The organism is Pseudomonas sp. P5_B2 (assembly GCF_056400445.1).
Window position 1 is genome coordinate 1 of record NZ_JBFULH010000066.1, and the last position, 15,759, is coordinate 15,759.

Genomic DNA, 15,759 nt, shown 5'->3' on the forward strand with positions numbered 1-15,759 from the left:
GATCTACGTTGGTAAGGTTGAACGCATCGTCGACTTCGGCGCATTCGTCAACATCCTGCCTGGCAAGGACGGTCTGGTTCACATCTCCATGTTGAGCGATGCTCGCGTTGAGAAAGTGACCGACATCCTGAAAGAAGGCCAGGAAGTGGAAGTACTGGTACTGGACGTGGACAACCGCGGCCGTATCAAGCTGTCCATCAAAGACGTAGCAGCAGCCAAGGCTTCGGGCGTTTAATTATTCCCCACGCCTGACTGCTACAACGTTATAAAAAATGCCCCGCAGTGAAAGCTGCGGGGCATTTTTTTTGTCTGTGAAACGGGGCGTGAAGTTGCCGGCCCTGAAACCCGGTGCTAGGTTTAGCCCACTGCCCGTGTAGCTCAGTTGGTAGAGCAGCGCACTCGTAACGCGAAGGTCGCAGGTTCGATTCCTGTCTCGGGCACCACTCCTCTGCTGTTTCACCTTTCTGCTCAAAGCCCTTCCAGCGTTTTTTGTCGAATTGAAGTAAAAGTCCATATAAATCGTCAACCAAACGTCCTATATTCGGTATTGCACACGTACAACTTTGCAGTTTTCAGATGATCCCCGAATGGTTCTGAAGGCCAGACAAACCGGGCTTCAACCGGTTTTTTGCGTCAGAGAGATCCTTGATGATCCAGATCCATCTTCCATTCCCCAGATCAGCGAGAACAACATGACCGTTAAAGAATTAACCCAAGAAGCCAGACACGAAGAAGCGCTCAAAAAGTACTTGCTGGATTCGCCCCAGCTAGCCGAAGAGATCAAGGACCTGCCGGCCGATGATCAGAAAGACCAGATTCAATGGGCGTTCGAGGACGAGGCCGAAGCCCAGGGCTTGCAGCCGTGGGAATTGACGCTCAAGTACACCTCCACCCCGGAAGAGTTCGAGGCTGCGCGCCTGGTGCTGCACAAGGAGGCGGCCGAGGTGCTGGGTGTCGAGTGGGAAGAGTATTGCGAGATGAACAATCTGGTGGTCTGAGAGCAGCTTCAAGTTTCAAACGGTAAGCTACAAGTCAGAGCAAAACTGCTTGAAGCTTGGAGCTTGCCGCTTGTAGCTGCGTCTTAGAGGCTGAGCCGCATCGACAGATCGATAGCCTTCACATCCTTGGTCATCGCGCCAATCGAAATGTAATCGACCCCGGTTTCGGCGACAGGCAGCAACGTACTTTCATTGATCCCGCCGCTGGCCTCCAGTTTGGCCTTGCCTGCGTTCAGGCGCACAGCTTCGCGCATGTCATCCAGGCTCAGTTCATCGAGCATGATGATGTCAGCACCCGCCGCCAGAGCTTCTTTGAGCTCGCTCAAGCTTTCCACTTCGATCTCCACCGGTTTGCCCGGGGCAATCTTGTGCGCGGCGTTAATGGCCTCAGGGATGCCCCCGCTGGCGGCGATATGGTTTTCCTTGATCAGGAAGGCGTCATACAGACCGATGCGGTGGTTGTGGCAGCCGCCGCAGGTCACGGCGTATTTTTGCGCCAGGCGCAGTCCGGGCAGGGTTTTGCGGGTGTCGAGCAACTTAACTTGGGTGTTGGCGACAAAATCCGCCAGGTACTGCGCACGCGTGGCCACGCCCGACAGCAATTGCAGGAAGTTCAGTGCACTGCGTTCGCCGGAGAGCAGAGAGCGCGCCGGGCCTTCGAGGTGGAACAGCGCCTGATTGGGGTTTACCCGTTCGCCGTCACTCACCTGCCAATGCACTGCGACCCGTGGGTCCAGTTGCCGGAAAACCGCATCGACCCACGCAGTGCCAGCAATGACGGCGGCATCACGAGTGATGATGGTGGCTTTTGCCAGGCGTTCGGCCGGGATCAGCTGCGCGGTGATGTCGCCGCTGCCGATGTCTTCGCGCAGCGCACGGCGTACGTTGGCTTCGATTTCGGCGGTCAAGTCGGCGAGACGTAGATTCGGCATATCGGGCTCCACAAACAAAGTGATCCGATTATAGGGCCATGGCACGAGTCAACCCAAGGTCTCATAGACGTTCCATTCGCGGCAATGATCGCATCCGGAGGGGCTATCGCGGCATACTGGGCGCCAACACAGTCGTCGTTGAAGGAACCTGTATGCAGTTGGACCCCGCGAGTGGTTGGTGTCAGGACGTGCGTTTATGCCCCTCACCCAACTTCAATGCGCGCCCCTCGGGCGAAATTTCGCTGCTGGTGATCCACAACATCAGCTTGCCGCCAGCGCAGTTCGCCACCGGCAAAGTGCAAGAATTCTTCCAGAATCGTCTGGATGTCACGGAGCATCCTTATTTTGAAGGCATTGCTGACTTACGGGTGTCAGCCCACTTTCTGATTGAGCGTGATGGCACTGTCACTCAGTTTGTCTCTTGTAATGAGCGCGCCTGGCACGCCGGTGTTTCGAGCTTCGGAGGCCGGGAAACCTGTAACGATTTTTCGGTGGGCATCGAGCTTGAAGGCACGGATGATCTGCCGTTCACCGATGCTCAGTATCTCGCGCTGACGGCGTTGACCCGGCAGCTGCAAAACGCCTACACCGGCATCACTGCGCAGCGCATTTGCGGGCACAGTGACGTCGCCCCAGGGCGCAAGACCGATCCAGGACCGGCATTCGACTGGGCGCGCTATCGCGCAGCCCTGGCAAAAGAGGAAGGACAATGAGTTTTGTGGTGTTGCTGTTGGCGGTGTGGATCGAGAAATTCTCGGCATTGCGCCATCGGGTCCAACGAGATGGCGGTTGGGTGCGCGAGCTGAACAAGCTTGAGGTCACCCCACGTCTGATCGATCGGCCATGGTTGATCCTGGTCATTATGGTGCTGTTGCCGGTCGCACTGCTGGGGTTGCTACTGGTGGTGCTGGACCCCGTGGCCTATGGTCTGCTGGCGTTACCGGTGCATTTGCTGGTGGTGATTTACAGCCTGGGGCGCGGCGATCTGCTGGCCGGCCTGGGGCCATTTCGCGATGCCTGGCGTCGGGAAGACCTACAAGCCGCTGAGCATGTGGCCGAACGCGACCTGGATATTTGCGCCGATAGCGCCGAACAATTGCTGGAACGGGTTGAAGCGCACCTGCTGTGGGAGGCATACCAGAGTTTCTTTGCGGTCATTTTCTGGTACTTCCTGCTGGGGCCGGTTGCCGCGCTCAGTTATCGCTTGTTGGCACTGACCGAGGAGCATGGGCAGAACCCGGCCGTGGTCGAGCGCGCGGCCCAATTGCGTCACGCCTTTGATTGGGTGCCCGTGCGTTTGCTGGCGGCGAGTTTTGCACTGGTAGGTAACTTTGTGGCGGTCGGCCGGGTGATGTTGCATGAGTTGCTGAACTGGAACATCAGCGCCGCTCAGCTGATCGAGAAGGTCGGGATGGTCGCCGGCGAAATTCCGGCACCGGTCGTCGGACCTGATGGCATCAACAGCCTGGACCGGATCTGGGAGTTGCTACTGCGCGCGGCGGTGCTCTGGTACGCCGGTTTTGCGCTGTGGACTGTCTTCTCTTAGCACCTCAATCCCTGTAGCAGCCTGCGTCCGGCTGCGAAGCAGTCGCCAATCCAATGACGCAATACATCTGACACTCCTCAGTGTCTTCATGACGACTGCTGCGCAGCCGGACGCAGGCTGCGCCAGCTGCTACAGGTCCGCGCCTTCCTTCTTTAACCTTAAGTTACAAAACACCCTGCCGATATAAGATATACAGGGATAGCGCTGAATAGTGGCTATCTGCCGCCAATTAGCGCCTGCCAAATAAAAATAAGAATTCAAAGGGAGACTTCCAGTGAAGAGCTTGCTCTATCCCGCCGTCGCGCTAATGAACCGCCTGAGCTTCGGCATGAAGTTCAGCCTGATCAGCGTGCTGTTCCTTGTGCCCATGCTGGTCACCAACTTTTATCTGGTGCGCGACTCCTATCGTGAATTTCAGGGCACACAAGTCGAACTGCAGAGCCTCGACCTGCTGGGCAGCGGTCTGACCCTTCGGCGAGACCTGGAGACCCTGAATAATCTGGTGCAGATCAACGTCACGCTGGGCCAGTCCGGCAAGGCCGGCAATGTCGAGTCGAAGATCGGCGTGCTGGAGCAAAGTATCCTGGCGCGCCTGCAAGGGCTGACGGCGATGACTACTGATCCGGAGCAGATCACGACTTTCGACGGCAAACGCGATGAAATGATCGCCGCGTTCAAGGCCCAGCAAGCGGAAACTTCCCTGCAAAGCAAAAGTGGCATGATCGGCAAACTGCTCGGCAACGCGCAGATTTTCAGCCAGATCATCGCCACTCAGGCCGGCCTCAGTCGTGACAGCCAAAGCGATATGCGTCAACTGAGCGAACTGATCACAAGCGTCACTCCGCGTGTGACCCAACTGCTGGGCGAAGGCCGGGCGATGGGTTCCTTTTCGCTGGGGCAAGGCTTTATCAACTCTGCGTCGAGCACTCGATTTGATGAGCTGTTGGCACAGATCGAAAGGCTTCAGGGTGAATACAGCCTGAAGCTGCAGGACGCCTTGGGCTCCAGCAAGGCAGCGCGCGAAACCCTGGCTGCGCAAGCTGATAGCAGCAAGGCCTCGCTGAAAAAAGCCAGTGAGCTGTTCGAAGAAAAAGTGGTGATGGCGGACACACTCGATACACCCTGGCAGGGCTTTTACGATCAGGTCACCGGCCTGATGGACCAAACTTACCAACTCAATGAAGCCACGCTGAAGTTCCTCGGCACACAGTTGCAGCAGCGACTGGAGCAAAACCGCACCCACATGGTCTTGCAGACCGTGGCGCTGTCGGTGGTGTTTGTGCTGATTTTTTACCTTTACGGCGGCTTCTACGCTTCAACCCGCACCACCCTCAAGCGGCTGGGCGCAATGATGGATAAGGTCGCAGCCGGTGACATGACGGTGACCTTTCGCGCGCATAGCCGCGATGAGCTGGGCGAGTTGGGCGAGGTGTTCAACAGCACTGTGAAGAAAATCCATGACCTGATCGAGCGCGTCGGCAAGACCGTGAATGAGGTCGAGCGTCAGGCCGGGCAGGTTCAAAGCGTTTCTACCCAGAGCAACCAGGCGGTGGCCGGGCAACGTACGCAGATTGAGCAGGTCGCCACGGCCATGAACCAGATGTCGGCCACCTCCCTCGAGGTGGCGCGCAGTGCGGCTGCGGCGGTCAGCAGCGCCCACAGCGTCAATGACGAGACCATCACCGGCCGCGGGCTGGTGGCGTCCCAGCAGGGCAGCATCGCGCAATTGGCCAGTGAGATCGATCAGTCGGTGCTGGTGATCAATCAACTGGCCAGCGACAGCCAGTCCATCAGCCGCGTGCTGGAAGTGATCAAAAGCATCGCGGAGCAGACCAATCTGCTGGCCCTTAACGCGGCCATTGAAGCCGCGCGGGCCGGAGAGCAGGGGCGTGGTTTTGCGGTGGTGGCCGATGAGGTCCGGACGCTGGCCAAACGCACCCAGCAATCGACCGAAGAAATCGAAAAGATGATCAGCAAGCTTCATAGCGGAGTCGGCGCGGCGGTGAAAGCCATGGGCATCAGTCATCAGGTGGCTGACGGCACGGTCGGGCAGTCGGAAAAGGTCCAGCAGGCGCTGGAAAACATCCTCGGCGCCGTCGGCATGATCGTTGACCAGAACCAGCAGATCGCTGCTGCTGTCGAGCAGCAGAATGCTGTCGCCCACGACATCGATCAGAACATTGTCGAGATCAACCGTGCCGGTGAGCGCACTGCAGAAGGGGCGCACCAGACCGAGGATGCCAGCCGTGCGTTGTCGGCTCAGGTGGTGGAACTCAAGCACCTGATCAGCGCTTTCAGGGTTTGAAAAAATCCCTGTGGGAGCKAGTTTGCTCACTCCCACAGATTTCACACACAATTTGTAGTGCTTTTTATTTTTTCGGGCGGATAATGGCCTGTTGTCCTCAGTGCTCTGATTTTTCGTCTTCAATGAGGGGGATCTTTCACTCGGGCTTGCCATGAGGAGGCGGGGTTATGTCTGTCGCAACGATCGGAGTCCAGGGGCGCTGCGCCCATTGCGGGTGTACCTGTGTGCTCGAAACCTGGCAAATCAATGCCATTGCGATCAACGAGTCGTTCGCCTGCACTCACTGTCATAAAGCCTTGCAGTTGATCGACCCGAAACAGATCAAGCGCTTCAAGTCTCTCGACTCACTGGCCATGCTCCGGGCGAGCACCCTGGTGATGGTGTGCACCGCGGTCCTGGTGGCGCTGGTCATGGAATGGATCGGAATGCTCAGCGTGGTTGAACAGCTGAATTTTTCGCTGATCGCGATTCTGGTCTACTACTCCATCAATCAGTTCGCCCGGCAACGGCAACACCTCACGCTGATTCTGGATGCCGCCAAGGCCCACGCCGACTGATTACCAGTTGAACAGCTTGCAAGCATTAGCCGTGCTGGCGGCTGCCAATTGTTCAGGGCTGATTGCCATTATCTGCGCCAGTGCCGCGCAGATCGCCGGCAGGTGCGCCGGGCTGTTGCGTTGACCGGGAAACATGGCGGGTGCCATGTCCGGTGAGTCGGTTTCCAGCACTACGGACTCCAGGGGCAAATCAGCGAGCACGCGGTGCATGCGTAGCGCCTGTGGCCAGGTCGCAGCGCCGCCCAGACCCAGTTTGAAACCGAGCTTGATGTACTCGCGCGCTTCTTCTTTGCTGCCCGCAAAGGCGTGGATGATCCCGGCGCGTTTCAAGCGGAAGCGTTTCAACGTGGCAATCACTGCCGCATGGCTGCGCCGCACATGAATCAGCGCCGGCAGATTGAAGTCCACCGCCAGCTGCAGTTGCGCATCGAACAGTGTCTGCTGGCGCTCTCGGTCCAGGGTGTCGATGAAGTAATCCAGACCGATCTCGCCCACTGCGCACAGCTGCCGATGGCCGGCCAGACGCGTCAGCCAGTCGGCGAGTTCACGTAAATCTTCCGGGCGGTGATCTTCCAGGTAAACGGGGTGCAAACCGAATGCAGCGTGCAAGTCGGGATCGCTTTGCACCAGATCCCAGACTCGCTGCCAATTGGCCTGATAAACCCCCAGCACCACCATCCGCCGCACACCCAGGGCGCGGCTTTCGGCCAGCAGCGCCTGACGGTCCTCGTCGAAATCCGGAAAATCCAGATGAGTGTGGCTGTCGATCAGCTCCACGGTTCAGTCCCGCCGAATACGCTGCTTGAAAGTCCGCGCGATGGCCTGCACGCCGGGTTGGTAATCGGACTGCTCGATGGCGGCCAGTGCAAGTGCAAGGGCTTTATCGGCGATCAATTGATGCTGCTGGGCCATGGCGTTGACCGGCAGCGGCAGGAAGTCCAGCAACTGCGTGTCGCCGAACGTACCCAGGCGCAACGGACGGGTTTTCAACGGATAGTCATGCAAGGCATCGAACACACCCTGAAGCAGCACATAGGAGGTGGTTACCAGCGCATCTGGCAGATGACCCAGACGCTGGAGCAGTTCTTCCATCAACTGCTTGCCGCACTCGCGGCTGAACGATTCGCCATGCTCAATCAACACCTCGCCCTGGAACCCGTCCAGCGCTTGTTTGAAGCCGGCCGCGCGTTCCTGGCTGATACTCAACTCGGGGCGCGCGCCGATCAAGGCGATCTGCTTGGGCAACGGGTCCAGTAGACTGCGGGTCAAATGCAGGCTGGCCTCGCGGTCATCACTGATCACCGAGCAAAAATGCTCGGGCTCCATGACCCGGTCGATGGCGATGATCGGAATGCCTTTAGCCTGCAACTGACGATAGCTGTCGTCACCCGGCGGCAGGCAACTGGCGACAATCAGCGCGTCGCAGCGCCGGGCGCGGAACAGTTGCAGCAATTGTCGCTCACTGTCCGGCGCATCGTCGGAGCTGGCGATCAGCAACTGATAGCCGCGCGCCCGGGCACCTTGTTCCAGCAGTTTGGCGATTCGTGCGTAACTGGGGTTTTCCAGGTCCGGCAGAATAAAGCCCAAGGTGCGCGTGTGCCGACTGCGCAACCCGGCCGCTTGAGGATTGGGCGTAAAGCCGTGCTGCTCGACGACCGCGCGAACGCGCTCGACAGTGGCACTGCTGATGCGCTGCTGTTCGGCTTTGCCATTAATGACATAGCTGGCGGTGGTTACGGACACACCGGCCAACTGTGCGATATCACTGAGTTTCAACTCGGGATTTCCTTGTTTTTTCGAGCTTGCCCGACATTTTCGCCAATCCTACCCGAATCAGGCAGACGACTAATGTCCAAGCACATCCGACAAGTTGGGCTTCAAGGATGAGACATTATCGAGTAACGTGCCAAGTATTCTAGATTAAACGTTTCAGTAGGCGTATTTTCGGAGCTGTAAGCACCTTTGGCCGGTTCTGCCGTGAAACCGCCAAAGGTGAAGATTAGGCGCCTAAGCTGATTCAATCAAAACAATACCTGGCGTCATCAGACGCCAAAAAGGAGAAAGCATGCTCGAGCTCACCCTAGAGCAGATTTCCATGGGCCAATCGGCTGTGGATAAGTCCGCTGCGTTACAGTTATTGGCCGAGCATCTGATCGCCGATGGCCTGGTTGCCGAGGGCTATCTGGCCGGCTTGCAGGCGCGAGAAGCTCAGGGCTCGACCTTTCTCGGACAAGGTATTGCCATCCCTCACGGAACACCGCAAACCCGCGATCTGGTGTTTTCCACCGGCGTGCGGTTGATGCAGTTCCCCGAGGGCGTGGATTGGGGCGACGGCCAGATCGTTTACCTGGCGATCGGTATTGCGGCCAAGTCCGATGAGCATCTGCGTTTGTTGCAACTGTTGACCCGCGCCCTCGGTGAAACCGATCTGGGCCAAGCCTTGCGCCGTGCGAGCAGCGCCGAGGCCTTGTTGAAACTGCTGCAAGGCGCGCCGCAGGAATTGGCGCTGGATGCGCAGATGATTGGCCTGGGTGTGTCCGCCGATGACTTCGAAGAACTGGTCTGGCGCGGTGCGCGTTTGCTGCGCCAGGCCGATTGCGTGAGCAACGGTTTCTCTGCCGTGTTGCAACAGGTCGAAGCGTTGCCACTGGGCGACGGCTTGTGGTGGTTGCATAGCGAGCAAACGGTCAAGCGCCCAGGCCTGGCCTTCGTCACCCCGGACAAACCGATACGCTACCTCGGCCAGCCGCTCAGCGGTCTGTTCTGCCTGGCCAGCCTCGGTGAAGCGCATCAGGCCTTGCTCGAACGTCTGTGTGCGTTGCTGATCGAAGGTCGCGGCCACGAATTGGGCCGCGCCACCAGCAGCCGCAAAGTGCTCGAAGTCCTGGGCGGCGAACTGCCGGCGGACTGGCCGAGCGCTCGCATCGCACTGGCCAACGCCCACGGCTTGCACGCGCGCCCGGCGAAGATCCTCGCGCAACTGGCGAAAAGTTTTGAAGGTGAAATTCGCGTGCGCATTGTCGACGGCCAGGACAGCGCGGTGTCGGTTAAAAGCTTGAGCAAACTGCTCAGCCTCGGCGCCCGTCGGGGCCAGGTGCTGGAATTCGTTGCCGAACCGAGCATTGCCGCCGATGCCTTGCCGGCCCTGTTGGCTGCCATCGAAGAAGGTCTCGGGGAAGAAGTCGAGCCGTTGCCAGCGGTGAGCCAACAACGCGAAGAAGTCGCCGATGTGGCCGAAGTGCTGCTCGCCCCGGCGTCCGGCAGTGTGATTCAAGCCATCGCTGCGGCCCCGGGCATTGCCATCGGCCCGGCGCATATTCAGGTGCTGCAAATCATCGATTATCCGTTGCGGGGTGAGTCTGCTGGTATCGAACGCGAGCGTCTGAAACACGCAGTGGCGCAGGTGCGTCGCGACATCGAAGGCTTGATCGAACGCAGCAAGTCCAAGGCCATCCGCGAGATTTTCATCACCCACCAGGAAATGCTCGACGACCCGGAACTGACCGATGAAGTCGACACCCGCCTCAAGCAAGGCGAAAGCGCCGAGGCGGCGTGGATGGCGGTGATCGAAGCGGCGGCCAAACAGCAGGAATCGTTGCAGGACGCCTTGCTCGCCGAGCGTGCCGCCGACTTGCGCGACATCGGCCGTCGCGTGCTGGCGCAACTGGCCGGGGTTGAAACACCGAGCGAGCCGGACCAGCCTTACATTCTGGTGATGGACGAAGTGGGGCCGTCCGACGTGGCGCGTCTCGATCCGGCTCGCGTCGCCGGTATTCTCACGGCCCGCGGCGGTGCGACGGCGCACAGTGCCATTGTCGCCCGAGCGCTGGGTATTCCGGCGCTGGTCGGCGCTGGGGAGGCCGTGTTGCTTCTGGCACCGGGAACACCGTTGCTGATTGATGGCCAACGCGGCCGTTTGCATGTGGACGCCGATGCCCTGACCTTGGAACGGGCCAGCGAAGAACGCGACACCCGCGAACAACGTCTGCAAAGGGCCGCTGAACAACGTCATCAACCGGCGCTCACCACCGATGGTCACGCGGTCGAAGTATTCGCCAACATTGGCGAAAGCGCGGGCGTCAACAGCGCGGTAGAGCAGGGCGCCGAGGGCATTGGCCTGCTGCGCACTGAATTGATTTTCATGGCCCACCCGCAGGCGCCGGACGAGGCCACTCAGGAAGTCGAATACCGTCGCGTCCTCGACGGTCTTGCCGGCCGGCCGCTGGTGGTGCGAACCCTTGACGTCGGTGGCGACAAACCGCTGCCGTATTGGCCCATCGCCAAGGAAGAAAATCCGTTCCTCGGCGTACGCGGCATTCGCCTGACATTGCAACGCCCGAAAATCATGGAAGCCCAATTGCGCGCCTTGCTGCGGGCCGCGGACAACCGTCCGCTGCGGATCATGTTTCCGATGGTGGGCAGCGTCGATGAATGGCGTCAGGCGCGGGACATGACTGAACGCTTGCGCCTGGAAATCCCGGTCGCCGACCTGCAACTGGGGATCATGATCGAAGTGCCGTCTGCCGCCTTGCTGGCGCCGGTGCTGGCCAAAGAGGTCGACTTCTTCAGCGTCGGCACCAACGACCTGACGCAATACACCTTGGCCATCGACCGTGGTCATCCGACCTTGTCCGCCCAGGCCGACGGCTTGCACCCGGCGGTGCTGCAATTGATCGACATCACCGTGCGTGCGGCGCATGCCCATGGCAAGTGGGTCGGCGTGTGCGGCGAGTTGGCGGCAGATCCGCTGGCAGTGCCGGTGTTGGTTGGACTGGGTGTGGACGAACTCAGCGTGTCGGGTCGCAGCATTGCCGAGGTCAAGGCGCGCATTCGTGAACTCAGCCTCGCCCAGACGCAAATTCTCGCCCGACAGGCCCTGGCCGTGGGCAGCGCCGATGAAGTGCGCGCATTAGTGGAGGCTCTTTAATGGCCCGTATTTTAACCCTGACCCTCAACCCGGCGCTGGACCTGACCGTCCAAATGCCGCGCCTGGAACCCGGTCAGGTCAACCGCAGCGACGCCATGCACACCCACGCCGCCGGTAAAGGCGTGAACGTGGCGCAAGTGCTGGCGGACCTTGGTCATCAGGTGACCGTCAGCGGATTCCTCGGGGAGGACAATCTCCAGGCGTTCGAAACCCTGTTCGCCAAACGCGGTTTTGTCGACGCGTTTATCCGTGTTCCCGGCGAGATTCGCAGCAACATCAAACTGGCTGAAAGCGACGGGCGCATCACCGATATCAATGGTCCGGGGCCGAGGGTCAGTGAAGCCGCGCAGCAGGATCTGTTCGATCGCCTCGTGCAGATTGCGCCAGGTCATGATGTGGTCGTCGTCGCCGGAAGTTTGCCGCAAGGCGTCAGTGCGCACTGGTTGCAGGCGTTGATAGTGCGCCTGAAAAAACTCGGGTTGAACGTCGCCCTCGACACCAGCGGTGAAGCGTTGCGCGCTGCACTCAAGGCCGGCCCTTGGCTGATCAAACCCAACACCGAAGAACTGACCGATGCGCTGGGCTGCGAGGTCGTTTCGGTCGCGGCACAGGCCGAAGCCGCGAGCCGATTGCACGCTCAAGGCATCGAGCACGTGGTGATCTCCCACGGCGCGGATGGCGTGAATTGGTTCAGTGTCGGCTCGGCGCTGCATGCCACGCCGCCCAAGGTCAGCGTCGCCAGCACGGTGGGCGCGGGTGACTCGTTATTGGCCGGCATGCTGCATGGACTGCTCAGCGCCGATACGCCTGAACAGACCCTGCGCACCGCCACGGCGATTGCCGCAATGGCGGTCACCCAGATCGGTTTCGGCATCGGCGATGCCGCGCATTTGGCGCAGCTCGAACAGGGTGTGCGCGTGCGTCCCCTGACAGAACAATAAGAGGGTTTGTGATGAAGTTAGGCATTGTTACGGCCTGCCCGAACGGCATGGTCACCAGTGTGCTGTGCGCACGCTTGCTCGATGCGGCGGCTCAGCGTCAGGGCTGGATGACCTGCGTCGAAGTCGTGGATGCGGCGCATCCGGAGCGGCAACTGTCGGCGTCCACCATCGAGGGCGCCGAGTGGGTGTTGCTGGTGACCAGCACGCCGGTGGACATGACTCGATTTGTTGGCAAGCGCGTTTACCAGAGCACCCCGGCGCAAGCCCTGCAAGATGTTGAAGCGGTGTTGCGGCGCGGCGCAGAAGAAGCACAGGTGTACGCTGCTCCCGAAGTCGTCGCCGAACCCGCGACCCCTACGAAAAACGTGCCACGACTGGTCGCGGTGACCGCGTGCCCAACCGGTGTTGCGCACACGTTCATGGCCGCCGAAGCCCTGCAGCAAGCGGCCAAGCGTCTGGGCTATGACCTGCAAGTGGAAACCCAAGGCTCGGTCGGCGCGCGTAATCCGTTGAGCGCAGCGGCGATTGCCGATGCCGATGTGGTGCTGTTGGCCTGTGATATCGAAGTCGCCACCGAACGTTTCGCCGGCAAGAAGATTTATCGTTGCGGCACCGGCATTGCGCTGAAACAGGCCGAAGCGACGCTGAACAAGGCGCTGGCCGAAGGCCGGCAGGAAACCGCCGCCACCGGTTCCAAAGGCCCGGCCAAGCAAGAGAAGACGGGCGTTTACAAACACCTGCTGACCGGTGTGTCGTTCATGCTGCCGATGGTGGTGGCAGGCGGGTTGATGATTGCGCTGTCCTTTGTGTTCGGCATCACCGCGTTCAAGGAACCCGGCACGTTGGCGGCAGCGCTGATGCAGATCGGCGGTGATACCGCGTTCAAGTTGATGGTGCCGTTGCTCGCGGGTTACATCGCCTACTCGATTGCCGACCGACCGGGCCTGGCGCCCGGAATGATTGGCGGTATGTTGGCAAGCACCCTGGGGGCCGGTTTTATCGGGGGGATCATTGCCGGTTTCATCGCCGGTTATGCGGCACAGGCGATCAACCGCTACGCGCGCTTACCGCAGAGTCTTGAGGCACTGAAGCCGATCCTGATCATCCCGTTGCTGGCGAGTCTGTTCACCGGGCTGGTGATGATTTACGTGGTCGGCAAACCGGTGGCCGGGATGCTCGAAGGGCTGACGCACTTCCTCGACAGCATGGGCACCACCAACGCAATTCTGCTCGGTGTGCTGCTGGGCGGGATGATGTGCGTCGACCTTGGCGGCCCGATCAACAAGGCGGCCTACGCGTTCTCGGTGGGGCTGCTGGCGTCGCAGAGCTATGCACCGATGGCCGCGACCATGGCTGCCGGCATGGTGCCGCCGATTGGCTTGGGCATCGCCACATTCATCGCGCGGCGCAAGTTTGCCCAGACCGAGCGCGAGGCCGGTAAAGCGGCGCTGGTGCTGGGGTTGTGCTTTATCTCCGAAGGGGCGATACCGTTTGCCGCGAAAGACCCGTTGCGGGTGATCCCGGCGAGCATTGCCGGTGGCGCGCTGGCCGGGGCATTGTCGATGTATTTCGGCTGCAAACTGATGGCGCCGCACGGTGGATTGTTTGTGCTGGCGATCCCGAATGCGATCAATCATGCTCTGTTGTACCTGCTGGCGATTGTCGCCGGGAGTATGCTGACGGCGGTGGCGTATGCGCTGCTCAAACGGCCGGAAGTAGGGGAGCTGGCGCTAGAGCCCGCCAACGCCTGACACCCACCCCTGTAGGAGCCRAGCTTGCTCGCGATGACGGTGTAACAGTCAACATTTTCGTTGAATTTTAAACCGTCATCGCGAGCAAGCTTGGCTCCTGCAGGTGGCGTGTCACAGTTAAGAAAGTTTTCCTTTTCAGGGAGGACACCATGAGCGAATTTGACCTCGGTCGCCGTCGAGTCATGCAGGCGGTGGCTGCCGGACTGCTGTTGCCGGGACTTGCCCCGGCCGTGATCGCCTCGGTAAAGGATCGACCGCAACTCACCGACGGCGTGCAGTCCGGCGACATGCTGGGTGACCGGGCGATGATCTGGAGCCGCAGCGACCGCCCGGCGCGCATGGTGGTGGAATGGGACACCCGCAGCCTGTTCAGCAACCCACGCCGATTGGTCTCGCCGCTGGCCGATGCCCGCACCGATTTCACCGCACGCGTGGAACTCACCGGGCTGCCCGCCGATCAGGCGATTTTCTATCGCGTGTCCTTCGAAGACGCCCAAAGCGGTGTCGCCAGCGAACCCTGGTTCGGCCATTTGCGCAGCGTGCCGCAAACCCGCCGTGACATTCGTTTTGTCTGGAGCGGCGACACCGCCGGCCAAGGCTTTGGCATCAACCCGGACATCGGCGGCATGCGCATCTACGAAGCCATGCGGTTGCGCCTGCCCGACTTCTTTATCCACAGCGGCGACACCATCTACTCTGACAGCCCGATACCGGCGCAACTCACCACTGATAGTGGCCGGGTGTGGCGCAACATCACCAGCGAAGCCAAGAGCAAAGTTGCGCAAAGCCTCGACGATTATCGGGGTAACTACCGTTACAACCTGATGGATGAAAACATCCGCCGCTTCAACGCCGAGGTCCCGCAGATCTGGCAATGGGACGACCACGAAGTGGTGAACAATTGGTCGCCGGGCAAGCAGCTCGATGCAGGCTACCAGGAGAAAGATATCCGCAAACTGGTCGGCCGCGGGCGTCAGGCCTGGCTCGAATATGCACCGATGCGTTTGCAGAGCGCCGACAGCGGCGGGCGGATTTATCGCAAGCTCGGCTATGGGCCGCTACTCGATGTGTTTGTGCTCGACATGCGCAGTTATCGTGGCGCCAATGATGACAACCTCGGCGCTGCCAAACCCTTTCTCGGGCGTGAGCAACTGGACTGGCTCAAGCAGGAAATGAAAGGCTCGCAAGCACAGTGGAAAGTCATCGCCGCCGATATGTCGATTGGCCTTGGCGCGCCCGACGGTCAGGTCAGCCCCGGCGTGACGCGGTGGGAAGCTGTGGCCAATGGTGATCCAGGACCGGCCCAGGGACGTGAACTGGAAATCGCTGAATTGTTGGGATTCTTGCGGGCGCAGCAAGTGCGAAATTTTGTATTTTTGACGGCGGAAGTCCRCTACTGCGCGGCGCATCATTACCACCCGGATCGTGCCGCGTTTCAGGACTTTGAACCGTTCTGGGAGTTTATCGCCGGGCCTTTGAACGCACAGAATTTTGGGCCTGATACGCTGGATAAGACGTTCGGGCCGGAGGTGGTATTCGAGAAGGCACCGCCCGCGCAGAACACCTCACCGTTTGCCGGGTTTCAGTTTTTTGGCGAGGTGAATATTGACGGGCAGACAGGGGAGATGAGGGTGGTGTTGCGGGATCTGGATGGGGTCAGTGTGTTTGAGCAAAAAGTGCAGCCGGTTTGAGAGGGCTGCGCAGTTTCTTTGATCCACCACTGAACCAATGTGGGAGCGGGCTTGCTCGCGAATGCGGACTGACAGCCAACATCTCTGTCGAATGTCATGCCCCCCTTCGCG

Annotated in this window: 13 protein-coding genes and 1 tRNA gene; 11 read left to right on the forward strand and 3 right to left on the reverse strand. The window is 60.0% G+C overall.

Features of this window, described 5'->3' with window-relative positions; all coding sequences use genetic code 11:
* The 3 genes from AC1DRJ_RS09010 to AC1DRJ_RS09020 all read left to right on the forward strand — a co-directional run.
* Positions 1–235 (forward strand): S1 RNA-binding domain-containing protein (locus AC1DRJ_RS09010; protein WP_477801827.1); only part of this gene is annotated, 235 nt, incomplete at its 5' end.
* A gap of 132 nt (positions 236–367) precedes the next feature.
* Positions 368–443: transfer RNA gene (locus tag AC1DRJ_RS09015), tRNA-Thr, on the forward strand.
* Positions 444–692: 249 nt separating this feature from the next.
* Positions 693–998, forward strand: a complete 306-nt coding sequence (locus tag AC1DRJ_RS09020) for a DUF6388 family protein (protein ID WP_477801828.1) — start codon at positions 693–695, stop codon at positions 996–998.
* A gap of 83 nt (positions 999–1,081) precedes the next feature.
* On the opposite strand, the gene nadC is transcribed toward AC1DRJ_RS09020, so the two are convergent.
* Positions 1,082–1,930: a carboxylating nicotinate-nucleotide diphosphorylase gene (gene nadC / locus AC1DRJ_RS09025; RefSeq protein ID WP_477801829.1), complete on the reverse strand. Its 849-nt coding sequence runs from the start codon at positions 1,928–1,930 to the stop codon at positions 1,082–1,084.
* A gap of 152 nt (positions 1,931–2,082) precedes the next feature.
* Between nadC and ampD the strand changes: the two genes are divergently transcribed.
* From ampD to AC1DRJ_RS09045, 4 genes are all read left to right on the forward strand, one after another.
* Positions 2,083–2,643 (forward strand): 1,6-anhydro-N-acetylmuramyl-L-alanine amidase AmpD, encoded by a 561-nt coding sequence (ampD, locus tag AC1DRJ_RS09030; protein ID WP_477801830.1) that lies wholly within the window; start codon positions 2,083–2,085, stop codon positions 2,641–2,643.
* Positions 2,640–3,476, forward strand: a complete 837-nt coding sequence (ampE, locus tag AC1DRJ_RS09035; RefSeq protein ID WP_477801831.1) for a regulatory signaling modulator protein AmpE — start codon at positions 2,640–2,642, stop codon at positions 3,474–3,476. Before ampD ends, ampE begins: the two co-directional genes overlap by 4 nt.
* Before the next feature lie 274 nt (positions 3,477–3,750).
* Positions 3,751–5,781 (forward strand): methyl-accepting chemotaxis protein, encoded by a 2,031-nt coding sequence (locus AC1DRJ_RS09040; RefSeq protein ID WP_477801832.1) that lies wholly within the window; start codon positions 3,751–3,753, stop codon positions 5,779–5,781.
* A gap of 167 nt (positions 5,782–5,948) precedes the next feature.
* Positions 5,949–6,338: a hypothetical protein gene (locus AC1DRJ_RS09045; RefSeq protein WP_477790647.1), complete on the forward strand. Its 390-nt coding sequence runs from the start codon at positions 5,949–5,951 to the stop codon at positions 6,336–6,338.
* On the opposite strand, the gene AC1DRJ_RS09050 is transcribed toward AC1DRJ_RS09045, so the two are convergent.
* Positions 6,339–7,115 (reverse strand): TatD family hydrolase, encoded by a 777-nt coding sequence (locus tag AC1DRJ_RS09050; protein ID WP_477801833.1) that lies wholly within the window; start codon positions 7,113–7,115, stop codon positions 6,339–6,341. It abuts the gene before it with no gap.
* A 3-nt stretch (positions 7,116–7,118) separates the two neighbouring features.
* A complete protein-coding gene (cra, locus tag AC1DRJ_RS09055) occupies positions 7,119–8,114 on the reverse strand; it encodes a catabolite repressor/activator (RefSeq protein WP_477801834.1) in 996 nt (331 codons plus the stop codon).
* Between the two features lie 289 nt (positions 8,115–8,403).
* On the opposite strand from cra, the gene ptsP reads away from it, so the two are divergent.
* The 4 genes from ptsP (at position 8,404) to AC1DRJ_RS09075 (ending at position 15,648) form a co-directional block, all read left to right on the forward strand.
* Positions 8,404–11,265, forward strand: a complete 2,862-nt coding sequence (gene ptsP / locus AC1DRJ_RS09060) for a phosphoenolpyruvate--protein phosphotransferase (protein WP_477801835.1) — start codon at positions 8,404–8,406, stop codon at positions 11,263–11,265.
* Positions 11,265–12,206, forward strand: coding sequence for a 1-phosphofructokinase (gene pfkB / locus AC1DRJ_RS09065; RefSeq protein ID WP_477801836.1), 942 nt, complete (start codon positions 11,265–11,267; stop codon positions 12,204–12,206). Before ptsP ends, pfkB begins: the two co-directional genes overlap by 1 nt.
* Positions 12,207–12,217: 11 nt before the next feature.
* On the forward strand, positions 12,218–13,957 hold the full coding sequence (locus AC1DRJ_RS09070) for a PTS fructose-like transporter subunit IIB (RefSeq protein WP_477801837.1): 1,740 nt from the start codon (positions 12,218–12,220) through the stop codon (positions 13,955–13,957).
* 149 nt (positions 13,958–14,106) lie between these two features.
* Positions 14,107–15,648 (forward strand): alkaline phosphatase D family protein, encoded by a 1,542-nt coding sequence (locus AC1DRJ_RS09075; protein ID WP_477801838.1) that lies wholly within the window; start codon positions 14,107–14,109, stop codon positions 15,646–15,648.
* The last annotated feature ends 111 nt before the right edge of the window (positions 15,649–15,759 follow it).

Excerpts from the sequence above, each read along its gene's own strand:
- AC1DRJ_RS09020 (WP_477801828.1), top strand. The coding sequence starts at position 693 with ATGACCGTTAAAGAATTAACCCAAGAAGCCAGACACGAAGAAGCGCTC.
- nadC (WP_477801829.1), bottom strand. The coding sequence starts at position 1,930 with ATGCCGAATCTACGTCTCGCCGACTTGACCGCCGAAATCGAAGCCAAC.
- ampD (WP_477801830.1), top strand. The coding sequence starts at position 2,083 with ATGCAGTTGGACCCCGCGAGTGGTTGGTGTCAGGACGTGCGTTTATGC.
- ampE (WP_477801831.1), top strand. The coding sequence starts at position 2,640 with ATGAGTTTTGTGGTGTTGCTGTTGGCGGTGTGGATCGAGAAATTCTCG.
- AC1DRJ_RS09045 (WP_477790647.1), top strand. The coding sequence starts at position 5,949 with ATGTCTGTCGCAACGATCGGAGTCCAGGGGCGCTGCGCCCATTGCGGG.
- ptsP (WP_477801835.1), top strand. The coding sequence starts at position 8,404 with ATGCTCGAGCTCACCCTAGAGCAGATTTCCATGGGCCAATCGGCTGTG.
- pfkB (WP_477801836.1), top strand. The coding sequence starts at position 11,265 with ATGGCCCGTATTTTAACCCTGACCCTCAACCCGGCGCTGGACCTGACC.
- AC1DRJ_RS09070 (WP_477801837.1), top strand. The coding sequence starts at position 12,218 with ATGAAGTTAGGCATTGTTACGGCCTGCCCGAACGGCATGGTCACCAGT.